The 16,492-nt window shown below is 57.3% G+C and carries 16 protein-coding genes; all 16 read right to left on the bottom strand.

Features of this window, described 5'->3' with window-relative positions:
- Positions 1–49: 49 nt before the first annotated feature.
- On the bottom strand, positions 50–3,046 hold the full coding sequence (locus IFT53_RS13700) for a 2-oxoglutarate dehydrogenase E1 component (protein ID WP_192065368.1): 2,997 nt from the start codon (positions 3,044–3,046) through the stop codon (positions 50–52).
- Positions 3,047–3,202: 156 nt separating this feature from the next.
- Positions 3,203–4,105, bottom strand: a complete 903-nt coding sequence (gene sucD, locus IFT53_RS13695; RefSeq protein ID WP_192065366.1) for a succinate--CoA ligase subunit alpha — start codon at positions 4,103–4,105, stop codon at positions 3,203–3,205.
- A gap of 202 nt (positions 4,106–4,307) precedes the next feature.
- Entirely contained in the window at positions 4,308–5,504 is a 1,197-nt protein-coding gene (gene sucC, locus IFT53_RS13690; protein ID WP_042620057.1) for an ADP-forming succinate--CoA ligase subunit beta, read from the bottom strand.
- A gap of 263 nt (positions 5,505–5,767) precedes the next feature.
- Entirely contained in the window at positions 5,768–6,730 is a 963-nt protein-coding gene (mdh, locus tag IFT53_RS13685) for a malate dehydrogenase (RefSeq protein ID WP_042620056.1), read from the bottom strand.
- A gap of 164 nt (positions 6,731–6,894) precedes the next feature.
- Entirely contained in the window at positions 6,895–8,073 is a 1,179-nt protein-coding gene (gene zapE / locus IFT53_RS13680) for a cell division protein ZapE (protein WP_192065365.1), read from the bottom strand.
- 45 nt (positions 8,074–8,118) lie between these two features.
- On the bottom strand, positions 8,119–8,652 hold the full coding sequence (locus IFT53_RS13675; protein WP_192065363.1) for a protease inhibitor Inh/omp19 family protein: 534 nt from the start codon (positions 8,650–8,652) through the stop codon (positions 8,119–8,121).
- A gap of 205 nt (positions 8,653–8,857) precedes the next feature.
- Entirely contained in the window at positions 8,858–9,637 is a 780-nt protein-coding gene (locus tag IFT53_RS13670) for a succinate dehydrogenase iron-sulfur subunit (RefSeq protein ID WP_042620053.1), read from the bottom strand.
- Positions 9,638–9,653: 16 nt separating this feature from the next.
- Positions 9,654–11,498: a succinate dehydrogenase flavoprotein subunit gene (gene sdhA / locus IFT53_RS13665; protein WP_042620052.1), complete on the bottom strand. Its 1,845-nt coding sequence runs from the start codon at positions 11,496–11,498 to the stop codon at positions 9,654–9,656.
- Positions 11,499–11,503: 5 nt separating this feature from the next.
- Positions 11,504–11,884, bottom strand: coding sequence for a succinate dehydrogenase, hydrophobic membrane anchor protein (gene sdhD, locus IFT53_RS13660; RefSeq protein WP_192065361.1), 381 nt, complete (start codon positions 11,882–11,884; stop codon positions 11,504–11,506).
- Positions 11,885–11,896: 12 nt separating this feature from the next.
- Positions 11,897–12,289, bottom strand: coding sequence for a succinate dehydrogenase, cytochrome b556 subunit (gene sdhC, locus IFT53_RS13655; protein ID WP_192065359.1), 393 nt, complete (start codon positions 12,287–12,289; stop codon positions 11,897–11,899).
- A 7-nt stretch (positions 12,290–12,296) separates the two neighbouring features.
- Positions 12,297–12,590: a hypothetical protein gene (locus IFT53_RS13650; protein ID WP_192065358.1), complete on the bottom strand. Its 294-nt coding sequence runs from the start codon at positions 12,588–12,590 to the stop codon at positions 12,297–12,299.
- Between the two features lie 365 nt (positions 12,591–12,955).
- Positions 12,956–13,618: a class I SAM-dependent methyltransferase gene (locus tag IFT53_RS13645; RefSeq protein ID WP_192065356.1), complete on the bottom strand. Its 663-nt coding sequence runs from the start codon at positions 13,616–13,618 to the stop codon at positions 12,956–12,958.
- Positions 13,619–13,623: 5 nt separating this feature from the next.
- On the bottom strand, positions 13,624–14,067 hold the full coding sequence (locus IFT53_RS13640) for an EVE domain-containing protein (RefSeq protein WP_192065354.1): 444 nt from the start codon (positions 14,065–14,067) through the stop codon (positions 13,624–13,626).
- 5 nt (positions 14,068–14,072) lie between these two features.
- On the bottom strand, positions 14,073–14,366 hold the full coding sequence (locus IFT53_RS13635; RefSeq protein ID WP_192065352.1) for a YciI-like protein: 294 nt from the start codon (positions 14,364–14,366) through the stop codon (positions 14,073–14,075).
- A gap of 21 nt (positions 14,367–14,387) precedes the next feature.
- The gene (locus IFT53_RS13630; RefSeq protein WP_192065350.1) at positions 14,388–15,377 is read right to left on the bottom strand and encodes an NAD(P)H-dependent glycerol-3-phosphate dehydrogenase; all 990 of its coding nucleotides are present in this window, start codon (positions 15,375–15,377) and stop codon (positions 14,388–14,390) included.
- Positions 15,374–16,471, bottom strand: coding sequence for a tRNA (adenosine(37)-N6)-threonylcarbamoyltransferase complex transferase subunit TsaD (tsaD, locus tag IFT53_RS13625; RefSeq protein ID WP_192065349.1), 1,098 nt, complete (start codon positions 16,469–16,471; stop codon positions 15,374–15,376). The genes IFT53_RS13630 and tsaD overlap by 4 nt, the downstream gene beginning before the upstream one ends.
- Positions 16,472–16,492 lie beyond the last annotated feature (21 nt).

The raw sequence follows: 16,492 nt of genomic DNA, 5'->3' as shown, positions 1-16,492 counted from the left end.
GTTCCGTTTCATCAAATATCGGTTGTGAAGGGTGCAGGCGGGAGAGCTTTCACTCTCCCAGCGCGTCTTCCAGGAATGCCGCGAGCTGCGCGAGGTGCTTGGACATCAGGCCCGTTGCTGGCGATGCCGCAGCCGGACGACCCGTGTAACGGACCTTCTGGTACTTGGCATCGATATGGGCGAGAACCCATTCCAGATAAGGGTCGATGAACGACCACGCACCCATGTTCTTCGGCTCTTCCTGGCACCAGACCATCTCGGCGTTGCGGAAGCGGGACAGCTCGTTGATGAGCGCCTTGGCCGGGAATGGATAGAGTTGCTCGATACGCAGCAGGTAGATGTCGTCGATGCCACGCTTCTCGCGCTCTTCCAGAAGGTCGTAATAGACCTTGCCGGTGCACAGCACGACGCGACGGATCTTGGAATCCTTCTGCAGCTTGATCGGACCGTCCTTGATTACTTCCGCATCATCCCACAGCAGGCGGTGGAACGAGGATTCGCCAGCCAGCTCCGTCAGCGAAGACGTCGCACGCTTGTGGCGCAACAGGGACTTCGGCGTCATCAGGATCAGCGGCTTACGGAAGTCGCGCTTCACCTGACGGCGAAGGATGTGGAAGTAGTTGGACGGCGTGGTCACGTTTGCGACCTGCATATTGTCCTCGGCGCACATCTGCAACCAGCGTTCCAGACGGGCAGACGAGTGTTCCGGACCCTGACCTTCATAGCCATGCGGCAGAAGGCAGACGAGACCGGACATGCGGAGCCACTTGCGTTCACCGGACGAGATGAACTGGTCAAACACGACCTGCGCACCATTGGCGAAGTCACCGAACTGGGCCTCCCAAAGCGTCAGCGCATTCGGACGCGCCAGTGAGTAGCCGTATTCGAACCCGAGCACGGCTTCTTCTGATAGCATCGAGTTGATGACTTCGTAGCGGGCCTGCGTTGGCGCGAGGTTTGCCAATGGAATGTAACGCTCTTCGCTCTCCTGATCGTAGAGAACCGAGTGACGCTGCGAGAAGGTGCCGCGCTCGCAATCCTGACCGGACAAACGGATCTTGTGTCCGTCCACCACGAGCGAACCGAATGCCATGGCTTCAGCCATCGCCCAGTCAAGACCTTCACCGGTCTCGATCATGTTGGCGCGGTTTTCCATGAAGCGCTGAATGGTCTTGTGCGCCTTGAAACCTTCCGGAATGGTCGACAGCTTGCGACCGATTTCCTTCAATTGCTTCATCGGAGCGCCGGTTTTGCCACGGCGCTGCTCATCTGCGTTATCAGCAGCGCGCAGACCCGACCACTGACCATCAAGCCAGTCGGCCTTGTTTGGCTTGTAGCTCTGGCCTGCTTCGAATTCCTGCTCCAGATTGGCGCGCCAATCGGCCTTCATCTTTTCGAATTCACCGTCGGTCAACAGACCTTCGGCAATCAAGCGTTCCGCATAGAGGTTCGCGACCGTCTTGTGGGCACGAATGACCTTGTACATCTTTGGCTGCGTGAAGGACGGCTCATCGCCTTCATTGTGGCCAAAGCGGCGGTAGCAGAACATGTCGATGACGACAGGCTTGTGGAACTTCATGCGGTATTCGGTTGCAACCTTCGCCGCATAGACCACAGCTTCAGGATCGTCACCATTCACGTGGAAGATCGGAGCTTCGATCATCTTTGCAACGTCTGATGGATAGGGCGAAGACCGCGAGAAGCCGGGGTTCGTCGTAAAGCCGATCTGGTTGTTGATTATGAAGTGCATGGTGCCAGCGACGCGGTGACCGCGCAGGCCGGACAGACCAAGAATTTCGGCCACGACGCCCTGACCTGCAAAGGCCGCATCGCCATGCAGCAGCAATGGCAGAACCTTGGCGCGCTCGGACAGCGGAATGGTATCGCCATCCCACACCTTGGCAAGCTGGTCCTGCTTGGCGCGGGCCTTGCCCATGACAACAGGGTTGACGATTTCAAGGTGCGACGGGTTGGCCGTCAGCGACAGGTGAACCTTGTTGCCATCGAATTCACGGTCGGACGAAGCACCAAGGTGGTACTTCACGTCGCCGGAACCTTCAACGTCGTCAGGCTTGAACGAACCGCCCTTGAATTCGTGGAACACCGCGCGGTGCGGCTTGCCCATGACGTTGGTTAGAACGTTGAGGCGGCCACGGTGCGCCATGCCAAGCACGACTTCTTCGAGACCATCCTGACCACCACGTTTGATGATCTGCTCCAGAGCCGGGATGAGTGATTCGCCGCCATCTAGTCCGAAGCGCTTGGTGCCCTTGAAGCGCACATCGAGGAACTGCTCGTAGCCTTCGGCTTCAACCAGCTTAGACAGGATCGCCTTCTTGCCTTCGGCGGTGAATGCAACACCCTTATCCGGGCCTTCGATGCGTTCCTGAATCCAGCCCTTTTCTTCGGGGCTTGAAATATGCATGAATTCGACGCCGAGCGTCGAGCAATAGGTGCGCTCGAGAATCTCGATCATCTCACGAACGGTCGCGTATTCGAGACCTAGAACGTTATCGATGAAAATCTTGCGGTCGTAATCGCTCTCTTCAAAGCCGTAGGACTTCGGAGACAATTCATTATAATCTTCAACGGCGCTGGCAATGCCGAGTGGGTCGAGCTTGGCGTGCAAATGACCACGCATGCGGTAAGCACGGATCATCATGATGGCGCGCACGCTATCGCGTGTCGCTGTCAGAACCTCGGCTTCGCTCACGCCCTTGCCGGTTTCAGCGCTCTTGGCTTCCGCCTTGGCCTGAACCTTCTTCTCGATAGCCTTTTCAACGGTGGCCCAGTTGCCATCCAGCGCCGAAATCAGCTCGCCATTGGCGGCGATCGGCCAGTTGGAGCGCTGCCAGGATGCACCCTGTGCGGCTCTCTTCACATCTTCAGGATTGTCGGAAAGCCCTTTGAAGAAGCTCTGCCACTCTGGAGAAACGGAGGAAGGATCTTCCTCGTACCGGGCGTAGAGCTGCTCGATATAGGCTGCATTCGCGCCGTCTAGAAACGACGTGATCTGAAACTGCTCGTTGGCGTCTTGCCTTGCCATGGTGTTTTCGCGGACGTATTCGCCCGCCTCCTCAATCCCGTTGATGACCGTTTTCGGCCTGCCGCTTTATTCTCTGACGCTTCCGCGCCAGTCCTTCCTGCGGGAGCGGGCAGGCTGTCGTTAACGACCCCTGCCCGCTGCCAAATTCGTGATATCTCAGCCCTTGAGGACTTCGACCAGTGTCTTGCCAAGGCGTGCTGGGGATGGCGAAACCTTGATCCCAGCTGCTTCCATGGCAGCGATCTTGGATTCCGCGTCACCCTTGCCGCCGGAAACGACAGCACCGGCGTGGCCCATCGTGCGGCCCTTTGGTGCGGTACGACCAGCGATAAAGCCTGCCATTGGCTTCTTACGGCCCTTCTTGGCTTCGTCGATCAGGAACTGCGCCGCTTCTTCTTCCGCAGCACCACCAATTTCGCCGATCATGATTATCGACTGTGTGGCTTCGTCAGCAAGGAACATTTCCAGGATGTCGATGAACTCGGTGCCCTTGACCGGGTCGCCGCCAATGCCAACAGCCGTTGTCTGGCCGAGGCCTTCGTTCGATGTCTGGAAAACGGCTTCGTAAGTCAGCGTGCCGGAGCGCGAAACGATACCAACCGAACCCTTTCGGAAGATAGAGCCCGGCATGATGCCGATCTTGCATTCTTCCGGTGTCATGATGCCTGGGCAGTTAGGGCCGAGCAGACGCGAGTTGGAACGGTCCAGCCGTGCCTTGACGCGCACCATGTCCATAACCGGGATGCCTTCGGTGATGCAGGTGATGAACGGAATTTCCGCTTCGATGGCTTCGATGATCGCATCTGCAGCGCCTGCTGGCGGCACATAGATCACCGACGCGTCAGCGCCGGTCTTTTCCTTGGCTTCAGCAACGGTCGCGTAGATCGGCAGGCTTTCACCGTTGGAACCGGACCATGTCTCGCCACCCTTCTTCGGGTGAATACCGCCGACCATCTGCGTGCCGTAATAAGCAAGCGCCTGTTCGGTGTGGAAGCTACCGGTCTTGCCGGTCAGACCCTGAACGAGGATCTTGGTGTCTTTATTGACGATAATCGACATCAATCTTGCCTATCTTTTTGGAGCAAAGCTTCAATGTTCTGAAGCCGTTTGACCATCTCTAAATTTGCATTGAGCAAAGCCTCATTGATCCGCATCATTTCCCCCATGTTCCTCTTCGAACGTCTTATGGACATCACGTAGATGACCATAATAAGCAGCAAAGGGATGAGGGCCGACGCGGACCCGAAAGACTCCGAATTCATCAAGCACCCTGAATGGCCGCAACGATCTTCTTGGCTGCATCGTCCAGGTCGTCAGCAGCCGTAATCGCAAGACCCGATTCGTTCAGGAGCTTCTTGCCGAGTTCGACATTGGTGCCTTCGAGGCGCACGACGAGCGGAACCGTCAGACCGACTTCCTTCACCGCAGCGATAACGCCTTCGGCAATAACGTCGCACTTCATGATGCCGCCGAAGATGTTGACGAGGATGCCCTCGACCTTCGGGTCAGCAGTGATGATCTTGAACGCAGCCGCAACCTTTTCCTTGCCAGCGCCACCGCCGACGTCACAGAAGTTTGCAGGCTCTTTGCCGTACAGCTTGATGATGTCCATCGTTGCCATGGCAAGACCGGCACCATTGACCATGCAGCCGATGTTGCCATCGAGAGCCACATAGGCGAGGTCCCACTTGGAGGCTTCGATTTCCTTGGCATCTTCTTCGGTTTCATCACGCAGAAGCTTGACGTCATCGTGGCGGAAAAGCGCGTTGCCATCGAAAGACATCTTGGCGTCGAGAACGCGCAGGTGGCCGTCCGTCATGACGATCAGCGGGTTCACTTCCAGAAGCGCCATGTCCTTTTCAACAAAGGCCTTGTAGAGCGCAGGGAAGAGCGCCTTTGCGTCTTCGGCGGCAGCGCTGGAAAGCTCGAGAGCCTTCGAAATCGCAGCAACGTTCTCAGCCGTCACACCAGCTTCAGGCTCGATCGCAATCGTGTGGATCTTCTCAGGCGTGTCATGCGCAACAGCTTCGATGTCCATGCCGCCTTCCGTGGAAACCACGAATGCGACCTGGCCGACCGAGCGGTCTACCAACAGCGAGCAGTAAAGTTCGCGGTCGATATCGGCGCCGTCTTCGATGTAGAGACGGTTGACCTGCTTGCCGGCATCGCCGGTCTGAGCGGTAACCAGCGTGTTGCCCAGCATGTCCTTGGCGTGAGAAACGACTTCCTCGATGGACTTGGCAAGTCGAACGCCGCCCTTTGCGTCAGGGCCGAGTTCCTTGAACTTACCCTTGCCGCGGCCACCAGCGTGGATCTGGCTCTTGACGACGTAAAGCGGGCCAGGAAGCTGATTTGCGGCAGCTTCGGCTTCCTCAACCTTGAGAATAGCAACCCCTTCGGCCACTGGCGCACCATAGCCCTTAAGAAGCGCCTTGGCCTGATACTCATGAATGTTCATAAAGTCTTCCTTTTGAACTGCAAACTTGTTTAACTTACTCTGATCTTCGAAGTTTTTCGCTTAATTTTATCAACAAGAAGCCGGGGGCCAAAGTCGCGCACACCGATATCCAGTTCCAAACATTAAACGGACTCATGACCTCTTGGAGCTTCGCGAACCCTTCGAAATACAGAACCGCCCCACAGCCAAACGCAATAAACAAAACTCCTGCCCAAAGGAGAATATTCCCTATTGCGCCAACGGCTCGAGCCAACTTCCGCCCCTTACTTCAGCGACGGAGCAATGTTGATGCAGGCTTCGCAAAGACCAGCAACCGCGCCGACGGACTTCTGGAAGGCAGCTTCCTCGTCCTTGTTGAGTTCGATTTCGATGATGCGCTCAATACCGCCTGCACCGATGATCGTTGGTACGCCGACATACATGTCGTTGACGCCATACTGACCCGAGAGGTAGGCCGCAGCTGGCAGAACGCGCTTCTTGTCCTTGAGGTAGGACTCAGCCATTTCGATCGCGGACGCTGCAGGTGCGTAGTAGGCGGAACCGGTCTTGAGCAGGCCGACAATTTCCGCACCGCCATCGCGTGTGCGCTGAACGATTTCTTCAAGACGCTCAGCTGTAAGCCAGCCCATCTTGACGAGGTCCGTCAAAGGAATGCCGCCGACCGTGGAGTAACGCGCCAAAGGCACCATGGTATCGCCATGGCCGCCGAGAACGAATGCCGTCACGTCCTGAACGGAAACGTTGAATTCTTCAGACAGGAACAGGCGGAAACGCGCGCTGTCGAGAACGCCAGCCATGCCGACGACTTTGTTCTTCGGCAGGCCAGAGAACTTCTGCAGAGCCCAAACCATCGCGTCGAGCGGGTTGGTGATGCAGATGACGAAAGCGTTTGGAGCATATTTCTTGATGCCGGCGCCGACCTGTTCCATGACTTTGAGGTTGATGCCGAGAAGATCGTCGCGGCTCATGCCAGGCTTGCGCGCCACGCCAGCAGTGACGATGCAAACATCCGCGCCTTCAATGGCAGCATAATCGGACGCGCCGGTCAGCTTGGCATTGAAACCTTCGACTGGGCCGGACTGGGCAATATCCAGACCCTTACCCTGCGGAATGCCGTCAGCGATATCGAAGAGGACGATATCGCCCAGCTCCTTCAGGCTGGCCAAGTGGGCCAGTGTGCCGCCGATCATGCCAGAACCAATAAGTGCAATCTTTTTGCGAGACATCGAATGCTTCCTCTCAAGCTTCAATTTAATTTCGCCGTCAATGCATGACAGCTCTAAATTGTCGCACTCGACTTATCGTTATTGGCCATAAATGGCAATAGATACTTTCGAGTGTAACATTTTCAATCGTTTAGATCATAAATAACTTACGTAAACGTAAGAAATTATGTTACCAAATCGTCATGTTGTTGGCGTTTCTCATTGTGCAGCGCAAGGTAATCAGCGCTGCGCATCTCAAATAGGCGCGAAGCAGTACGGTCAAATTCGAAACCCTCGGTGCCTTTGCGCTTGCCGAGCAAGTCTTCAGGCATTGCAGCGGCAGACGCGATCAGGCGCACTGTCTGGTCGTAGAAGGCGTCGATCAGGATGATGAACCGCTTTGTCTCGTTGCGCCGGTCGGCGCTGAGCAAGGGCACGTGATCGAGAAAAACCGTGTCAAAGCGGTGGGCAATCGCCAGAAAGTCAGACGCCCCGAGCGGCTTTTCGCACAGATCCGAAAAGGAAAACCGCGCAACACGGCCCGCAGCTGCTGGCACGCGGACGGAGCGGCCCTTCACCTTGATCTCAGTGGGAGAGGTAACATGCCCCTCGGTCAGATGATCCCAGGCGTCATCCATCGCCTGATCGGCCTCAGGCCCCAGTGGCGTGACATAGACGGGCAGGCTCTTGATCTTCTCCATCCGATAATCGGTAGGGCTATCAAGCGTGACCACTTCGACATGTTGCTGCAACAGATCGATGAACGGCAGAAACAGGCTGCGGTTCAGCCCTTCCTTATAGAGATTGTCCGGCAACACGTTGGATGTCGTCACCAGTGTGCAGCCATTGGCGAACAACTCGGTGAACAGGCGCGCGAGAATCATCGCATCGGTAATATCGGTGACGGAAAATTCGTCAAAGCAAAGCAGTTCCGCCTCAGCCAGCAATTGCGCAGCGACGGGCGGAATAGGGTCCGCCTGCTTCGTCTCGCCGTTTTTGAGTTGCTGACGGTGCGCATGGACGCGATTGTGCACATCGGCCATGAATTCGTGAAAATGGCAGCGACGTTTCTTTTCTACCGGCGCCAGATGGAAGAACATGTCCATGAGCATGGTCTTGCCACGCCCAACGCTGCCGTGAACGTAAAGGCCTTTCACCGACGCGGCAGGGCCCGCGTTCTTGGCGAACAGCCAGCCAAGAGCACTTTTCTTCCTGGCGGGCTTGCGAATTTTAAGATCGGTCAGAATGCGATCAAGCCGCGTTGCCACATCCATCTGTGCCGTATCGGCTTTGAGGGTACCAGATGCGATCAATGCGTTGAGTTGCTCAACGACACTGTGATGGTAATCGGGCAATGGCTTCATCAACGCGCCTCATGCGCGGACACCAGCGGCATCCGCGTGATCAAATTATCGGCTGAGGCTGAGCGGCTGACCGCTGTTCGTCGTGCCGTCATAACGGGTTTCGCCGGTCTTGTAGACGCGACCAATCGTGTCGCCTGCCCGGTTCTTGAACTGAACCATCTTGTTGGACACTTCCCATGATCCCATGGAGGACAGTTCGCCGCTGCAACCGCGGGTGCCGCCACGCGAGCCGCTGCCCAGGTTCGTCAACGTCAGGAACATGTCGCAGGTGGCGCCGCCATTGGACACACGCCAGTTGCCGACCATGGCTTCCTTGGTCACATCCATTGCCGCCGCAGGCGGAGCCGATGCGACATTAACAGGTGCCGAGTTGGCAGGGGCCGTTGGGAACTGGGTCGATCCGCCTGGAGGCGGCAAGGTGCCCGACTGAACCGACGGCACGGGCTGCGCCTGAAGCGGCGGTGTATAGCCAGGATTGCCGCTCGCACCGCTATTGCTGTTGTAATCATAGGAGGTACGTTGGCAACCGGCCAGGCTCATAACGACCGCAAGACCCGTCACCACATATCTGAATTGCATCTCAAGCTCCCGATTCTCTGTCGTCCGGCAAGTACATGTCTACACAAAACGGCTGAATTATTACCAAAACATTATCCAGCACGGGCTGGTACCGTAAAAATTGCAATTTCATTCAATTTTTATGGAAACTTTTAGCTTTGCGATTGTCAAACAGGCCGCGATTGGAAATCGCGGCCTGTTGATGGGTATTCAATATGTTGCGCGTTCAGACCCGGCGCTCGACCATCATCTTCTTGATTTCGGCGATGGCCTTGGCAGGGTTCAAGCCCTTCGGGCAAGCCTGTGCGCAGTTCATGATCGTGTGGCAACGGTAGAGGCGGAACGGATCTTCAAGATTGTCCAGACGCTCGCCTGTTGCCTCGTCGCGGCTGTCAATCAACCAGCGATAGGCCTGGAGCAGAACAGCGGGGCCGAGGTAACGGTCGCCGTTCCACCAATAGCTCGGACAGGAGGCGGAGCAGCAGGCGCATAGAATGCACTCGTAAAGACCGTCCAGCTTCTGGCGGTCGTCATGGCTCTGCTTCCATTCCTTGGCAGGGGTCGGAGACACTGTCTTCAACCATGGCTCGATGGAACGGTGCTGCGCATAGAAGTTGGAAAGATCAGGAACGAGATCCTTCACCACTGGCATGTGCGGCAACGGGTAAACCTTAACGGTGCCCGTAATGTCATCCATGCCCTTGGTGCAGGCAAGCGTATTGGTGCCGTCGATGTTCATGGCGCAGGAGCCACAGATACCCTCGCGACAGGAGCGACGCAGCGCCAAGGTCGGATCGATATTGTTCTTGATGTACAAGAGCGCATCGAGAACCATCGGGCCGCAATCGTCCACATCGATGTAATAGGTATCGATGCGTGGATTCGCGTTATCGTCAGGGTTCCAGCGGTAAACGCGGTACTCGCGAACGTTCTTCGCGCCTGCCGGTTTAGGCCAGACCTTGCCTTCGGTCATCTGAGAGTTCTTGGGGAGAGTCAGTTCAACCATGTCCAATTCCTCTCAATCAGTAGACGCGTGCTTTTGGCGCGATCTTCTGAAGATCGATGCCATCGGCAATCAGTTCGGTATGCACCGGCCGGTAGTCCAGCTTCACGTCACCTTCGGCATTGACCCATGCCAGCGTGTGCTTGCGCCAGTTGACGTCGTCACGGCCACCAAATGGACCATCAACGAAGTCTTCACGCGCATGGCTGCCACGGCTTTCCTTACGGGCTTCAGCGCCGTAAACCGTAGTGATGGCGTTTGCCATGAGGTTTTCGAGTTCGAGCGTTTCGACCAGATCGGAATTCCACACCATCGAACGGTCGGTAACCTTGAGGTCCGGCAGTTCTTTCCAGATGGCGGAAAGGCGCTTGCAACCGCTTTCCAGTGATTCCTGCGTGCGGAACACGGCAGCGTCGTCCTGCATGGCGCGCTGCATCTTGTCACGCAACACGGCGGTTGGCGTGCCACCATTCGCATTGCGCAGACGATCGAAGCGCTCCATGATCTTGTCACAGGCAGCAACGTTGAGCGACGGAATGGCGCTTGCGCGGTCAATCACTTCAGCGGCACGGATGGCGGCAGCGCGACCGAACACCACAAGGTCGATCAGCGAGTTGGAGCCCAGACGGTTTGCACCGTGAACGGATGCGCAACCGGCCTCACCCACGGCCATAATGCCAGGGATGATGCGTTCCGGGTTTTCGCTGTCAGCGTTCAGCACTTCACCCCAATAGTTGGTCGGAATGCCGCCCATATTGTAGTGAACCGTTGGCAGAACCGGGATCGGCTCGCGCGTCACGTCCACGCCTGCGAAAATCTTGGCGCTTTCGGAAATGCCGGGAAGACGCTCATGCAGGATGGCCGGATCGAGGTGATCGAGATGAAGGAAGATGTGGTCCTTGTTCTTGCCAACGCCACGGCCTTCACGGATTTCCATGGTCATGCAGCGTGAGACAACGTCACGCGAGGCAAGATCCTTGGCGGACGGCGCGTAGCGCTCCATGAAGCGTTCGCCTTCGGAGTTGACGAGATAACCGCCCTCACCGCGTGCGCCCTCGGTAATCAGACAGCCAGCGCCGTAGATACCGGTGGGGTGGAACTGAACGAACTCCATATCCTGAAGCGGCAGGCCAGCGCGGGCAATCATGCCGCCGCCATCACCCGTGCAGGTGTGAGCCGATGTCGCAGAAAAGTAGGCGCGGCCATAACCGCCGGTCGCCAGAACAACCATCTTGGCCGAAAAGCGATGGATGGTGCCGTCATCGAGGTTCCAGGCGACAACGCCCGTGCAGCGGCTGCCATCTTCGGACATGATGAGGTCGAGCGCGAAATATTCGATGAAGAATTCGGCATTGTGGCGCAGCGACTGGCCGTAAAGCGTGTGCAGAATGGCGTGGCCGGTACGGTCGGCAGCAGCGCATGTGCGCTGCACTGGCGGGCCTTCGCCGTAATTCTGCATGTGGCCGCCGAATGGGCGCTGGTAAATCTTGCCTTCGGCGTTACGCGAGAAAGGCACGCCGTAATGCTCAAGCTCATAGACAGCCTTTGGAGCTTCCATGGCAAGGTACTGCATGGCGTCCACGTCGCCCAGCCAGTCGGAACCCTTGACGGTATCGTAAAGGTGCCACTGCCAGCTGTCAGGCGTCATGTTGTTGAGCGATGCGGCAATGCCGCCCTGCGCCGCAACTGTGTGAGAACGGGTCGGGAAGACCTTGGTGATGCAGGCCGTTTTGAAGCCCTGCTCGGCCATGCCCAGCGTCGCGCGAAGACCGGCGCCGCCTGCGCCCACGACGATCACATCATAGGAATGGTCGACGTAGGTATAGGCCTTGCCGTTCTGAGAAGGTGAACTGATCGATGCCATGACGGTTATCCTGCGAATGCGATTTTCAGAACGGCGAAGAGACAGAGGCCGGCCATGATCACCGAGAAAAAGGTGTTGAGCATCAAAAGACCCAGCTTCATCATTTCCGCGTGCACATAGTCTTCAATGATGACCTGCATGCCCAGCTTCATGTGGATAATGCCGGAGACGACGACAAGAGCCATGATCACGCCAACAAGCGGATTCGACAGGGCCGAGACAACCTCTTCGTAGGGTGCGCCGCCATACATGACGAGAAACACGACGAAGAAGATCATCAAGGGAACGTTGGCAACTGCCGTCACGCGCTGACGCCAGAAATGCTCGGTGCCTTCCTTGGCAGAGCCGAGGCCGCGAACCTTGTTGAGAGGTGTACGCATATCCATGGTAATATCTCCTCAGCGCACGATCAGGGCAATCGCCCAGATCAGCGCGGTCAGACAGATCGAGGCCACGAAGGATGCCTTGGCAAGCCTTGTGGTAAAGTGTTTTTCAAATCCATGGCCCAGGTCCCACATGAAGTGGCGAAGACCGCCCAGCATGTGATGCACAAGCGCCCAGGTATACCCAATCAGTATGATTTTTCCGATGATGGAGCTTATCGCCCACTGCACCCAGCTATAGGCATCCACGCCAGACGCCGTGGCGATCAGCCACCAGGCAACCAGAACTGTGCCGAAGTAGAGCGCCGCGCCCGTAATACGGTGCACGATTGACGCCAACATTGTCGGGATCATCCGGTAGATTTCAAGATGCGGCGACAATGGCCGATTGTTTGTCGTATTCGCCATATAATCCTCACGGCGTTCCTGCACCACGAAACTCGGGCGCCCCAAACAACGCACATGACGGAATAATGTGCATTGCACCAGTCGCGACCTTTAATAGCACCGCGCCATCACCACAAGCGCAATCGGAGGGCCGAAACGAATTTAATCGATTGTGGCTTAAAGAATCTTTGAAATTTGATGGACCCAAAAACAATTTATCAGCATTTCCAGTCGAAGGCGCGGATTTTTTCTTACGTTTACGTAAAATAATTTGCGATTTTTCTGGCGTCATGAGCACGAAAATCCGGAGATTGAAATTCATGTTATCAATCCGAATCGCCCCGATCGTCCTAGCTGTCTTAGGCCCGATCATGGTCGCAAATCACGCCCAAGCGAGTGATAATGTCGAGTATGAGAAGAGTGGTCATAGTAGCAGGCAAAAGCAACAATCCTATTACGGCGGCAACGGAGTGCCGTCACATATCCGCGACGTGGGAACCTATGCGGGCAGCGCCTACGCCATGCGCGCACGCAGAAACGGCACCTATGTGAGCGCAGACGGCGCCATCCACAATACCGCGCAAACTACAGGCAATTGGACAAGCCCGGCGATCATTCGCATCAATGCGAGAACGATGGATGAGGCCTGCTCTTATGAAGCCGGTGTCTGCGTCCATCCGGCCGTGATCACAGAGCGCTCGTTGGCGAAACAAACCGCCAAACGGTTGTTTTCTTCACATCGCTGTCTTCCAGCGCGCGCGTTACCGGCACCTCATAGGTCGCGCAGTTTCGCAGCTGCGTTCTTGGGAGATAGGCTCGCCCCGGGTCTCCCACCAGAACAGCCTTGCCATTCTGCGTTAGTCTTGAAAACCAGGGGGTTAGAACCTCGGCGAAGGCTCGGTCATAGAACACGTCACCCGCCAGGATCACATCTGCATCGATCTCGGTGCCGACGATATCATTGCCGTAAAATCCAATCTCGACATCGTTTTCAGCCGCATTGAGGGCGATGGCGGCCTTCGCCCATGGGTCGATGTCGACAGCGAGCACGCTCAAAGCTCCGGCCTTCGCAGCCGCGATGGCAACCAGACCGGAGCCGCTGGCAAAATCCAACACGCGTTTTCCAGCGACCACCTCGGGATGATCGAGGATGTAACGGGCAAGACCTTGCCCGCCAGCCCAGGCAAAGGCCCAGAATGGCGGCGGCAGACCAATCTCCTGCAACTCGTCTTCCGTCTTCAGCCAGAGTTCATGCGCTTCACTTGCCAGATGCAGCCGTATCTCAGGCACATGCGGCGGCGTCATGATGCTCGTATTGCTGCGGATAAAGACCTTCGGATCGGTTTTCAATCCAGTCAGTCCGGGGAACGGGGTGGCTTATCGAGCTTGCCCATGCGGCAGACCTCTAGATATTCCTCTTCAGTAACCGGCTGCACCGAGAGCCGCATGGAGGTGACCAGCGCCATATTCTCAAGATTGGGGTTGGCCTTCACATCCTTCAGCGAAACAGATTGTGGCACATCGCAAACGGCTTTGATGTGCACGCAGTCCCAGCGCGCATCGCCTTCAGCCGTCGTATCTGGCTGCGATAATTCGCACACCTCGACAATGCCGACAACGTCAAGGCCCTCATTGGAATGATAGAAGAAACCCTTGTCGCCAATCTTCATGGCACGCATGTTGTTGCGCGCCTGATAGTTGCGAACGCCGGTCCATTCCTCGCCCGCCTCACCCTTCGCCTTCTGCTGCTCCCAGGACCACTTGAAGGGTTCGGATTTGAAAAGCCAGTAATTCGCCATGCTGCTCACACTCCAGGATTGTTGAAGACCCAGTTATAGGGCTTCACATCAACGCTCTCGAACAGGCCGGCCTTGGCGTAAGGGTCGGCATCGGCCAGCGCTTTGGCCGCGTCGATGTCGGCTGCCTCAACGATCACAAGGCTGCCATTGGGCTTGCCGTCGGCGTCCAGGAACGGACCGGCCATCTTCAAGGTACCCTCGGCGTTGAGCTTGTTCAGATGCTCTAGGTGAACAGGGCGAGTTTCCATGCGCACATGCAGGTGATCAGGCTTGTCTTTGCAGATGAAGGCAAACAGCATTTTCGTTTCCTCTCTAAGGGCCTATTCCGTGGTGATAGGCCGTGACATCAATTGTTGAATGGCGGTTTTGATATCGAGCTTGCCGTCGATAATGGCTGCGACCGCATCCGTTATAGGCATATCGACACAAAGGCTGTCGGCAAGGCGTGAGGCGACGGATGCCGCATAGGCACCCTCAACCAGCCCGCCATGGAAAGAGGCCGGGTCTTGCCCCTGCCCCAGCAAGATACCGAAACGCAGGTTGCGTGATTGATGGCTGGTTGCAGTCAAGACCAGATCACCAAGACCGGAGAGGCCGCGAACCGTATCCGCCTCGCCGCCCATGGCAACACACAGCCGTGACATTTCGGCGAGACCCCGAGAAATTAGCGCAGCCCGCGCCGAATCGCCGAGCCCTGCGCCTTCGACGATGCCCCCGGCAATGGCGAGAACATTCTTCAAGGCACCGCCCAGCTGGACGCCGGTTCGGTCCGTCGACGCATAGAGCCGGAAGGTGCGCCCGGAGACCATCTGCGCCAGCCGCTCGGCCACGCCTGCCTCGGCAGCAGCAACGGCCATGGCGGTTGGCAATCCCTTGGCAATATCGGCTGCAAAACCCGGACCGGAGAGAACAGCAACCGGATGATGCGGCAGTTCGCGCTCCAGCACATAGGTCAGCAGATGGCCAGATGATCGGTCGATACCCTTGGCGCAGGTGACAACGACTGCATCCTTAGCCAGATAAGGACCATAGTGGCGCGCCGCATCGGCCTGCGCTTGGGATGGCATGGCGAAGAGCACGATGTCGGCATCCCGCAGCACATCCGGCTCAGCAGAATATTGCAGGGCATCCGGCAGGGAAATGCCGGGAAGTGCCGCGTCATGCACACCATCAGCGGCCAGATCAGCCATCAATCCGGCGTTGCGGCCCAGCAGCGTTATAGCGTGGCGGTCTTCCAGCGCCACAACCACGGCAATGGCTGTGCCGAAAGCGCCGGAACCGATGACGACGATCTTTGCCCGCTCTGTCATGCCTTTGCCCCCCGCCTGCCAAATCCAACCAGCGTTTGCGCCTGCGCATCCAGTGGCCAGCGTGAGCGCGGCTGCACATCGAAACTATCCGGCTCCATGCCAAGCGCCAGGCGCTCAAGCCCCGCCCAGGCAATCATGGCCGCATTGTCAGTGCAAAGCTGCAGGGGTGGCGCGATGAAGCGGAACCTGTGATGGTCGCAAAGCTCCTGCAACGTGCGGCGTATTTCCTGGTTAGCGGCGACACCACCCGCAACGACAAGTGCAGGACCGCCTTCAACCGCTGGAAATTCCTCCAGAAAGCGTTGCAGGCCGCGACCTATCCGGTCTTTCAAGGTCCGCGACACGGCCTTTTGGAAAGACGCGCAGATATCGGCAATATCCTGATCGGAGAGCGGCGCAATGGCCGTGGCCGCCTGGCGCACAGCCGTCTTCAGGCCGGAAAACGAAAAATCGAGCCGCGCTTCACCCACCATCGGGCGTGGAAGCGCAAAACGGTTCGCATTGCCACCGGCCGCCATTTTTTCGACCGCAGGGCCGCCGGGATAAGGCAGGCCCAACAGCTTGGCGGTCTTGTCAAAGGCTTCGCCGAGGGCGTCATCTATCGTCGTGCCCCACCGTTCATATTGGCCGACACCACGCACCAGAATGAGCTGCGTATGCCCACCGGAAACGAGCAGCATCAGATAGGGGAAGGACAGGCCATCCGTCAGCCGCGCCGTCAGCGCATGGCCTTCCAGATGGTTGATGGCGTAAAGCGGCTTGCCCGCAGCCATAGCAATGGCCTTGCCCGTCATCAGCCCGACAATCAGCCCACCGATGAGCCCGGGGCCGGAGGTGGCGGCAATGGCATCAACATCGGCAAGGGTAACACCCGCCTCTGCCAGCGCTTCCTCAACCAGCGTATCGAGCGCTTCCACATGGGCACGCGCGGCAATTTCCGGCACCACGCCACCATAGGCGCTGTGCTCTTCCAGCTGCGACAAAACGACGTCAGAGATGATCTCACCCCGGCCGTCAGCGTGCCGAACCACAATGGATGCAGCGGTTTCGTCGCAACTGGTCTCAATGCCAAGGATTCGAAGAAAGGGGGTCATCGGTCGGTTCGTTGATTGCGG

This window comes from Rhizobium sp. CFBP 13644 (assembly GCF_014842165.1).
GTDB lineage: Bacteria > Pseudomonadota > Alphaproteobacteria > Rhizobiales > Rhizobiaceae > Agrobacterium > Agrobacterium tumefaciens_C.
Note: the sequence above shows the minus strand (reverse complement) of the source record. Positions and strands in the feature narration are given on the sequence as shown.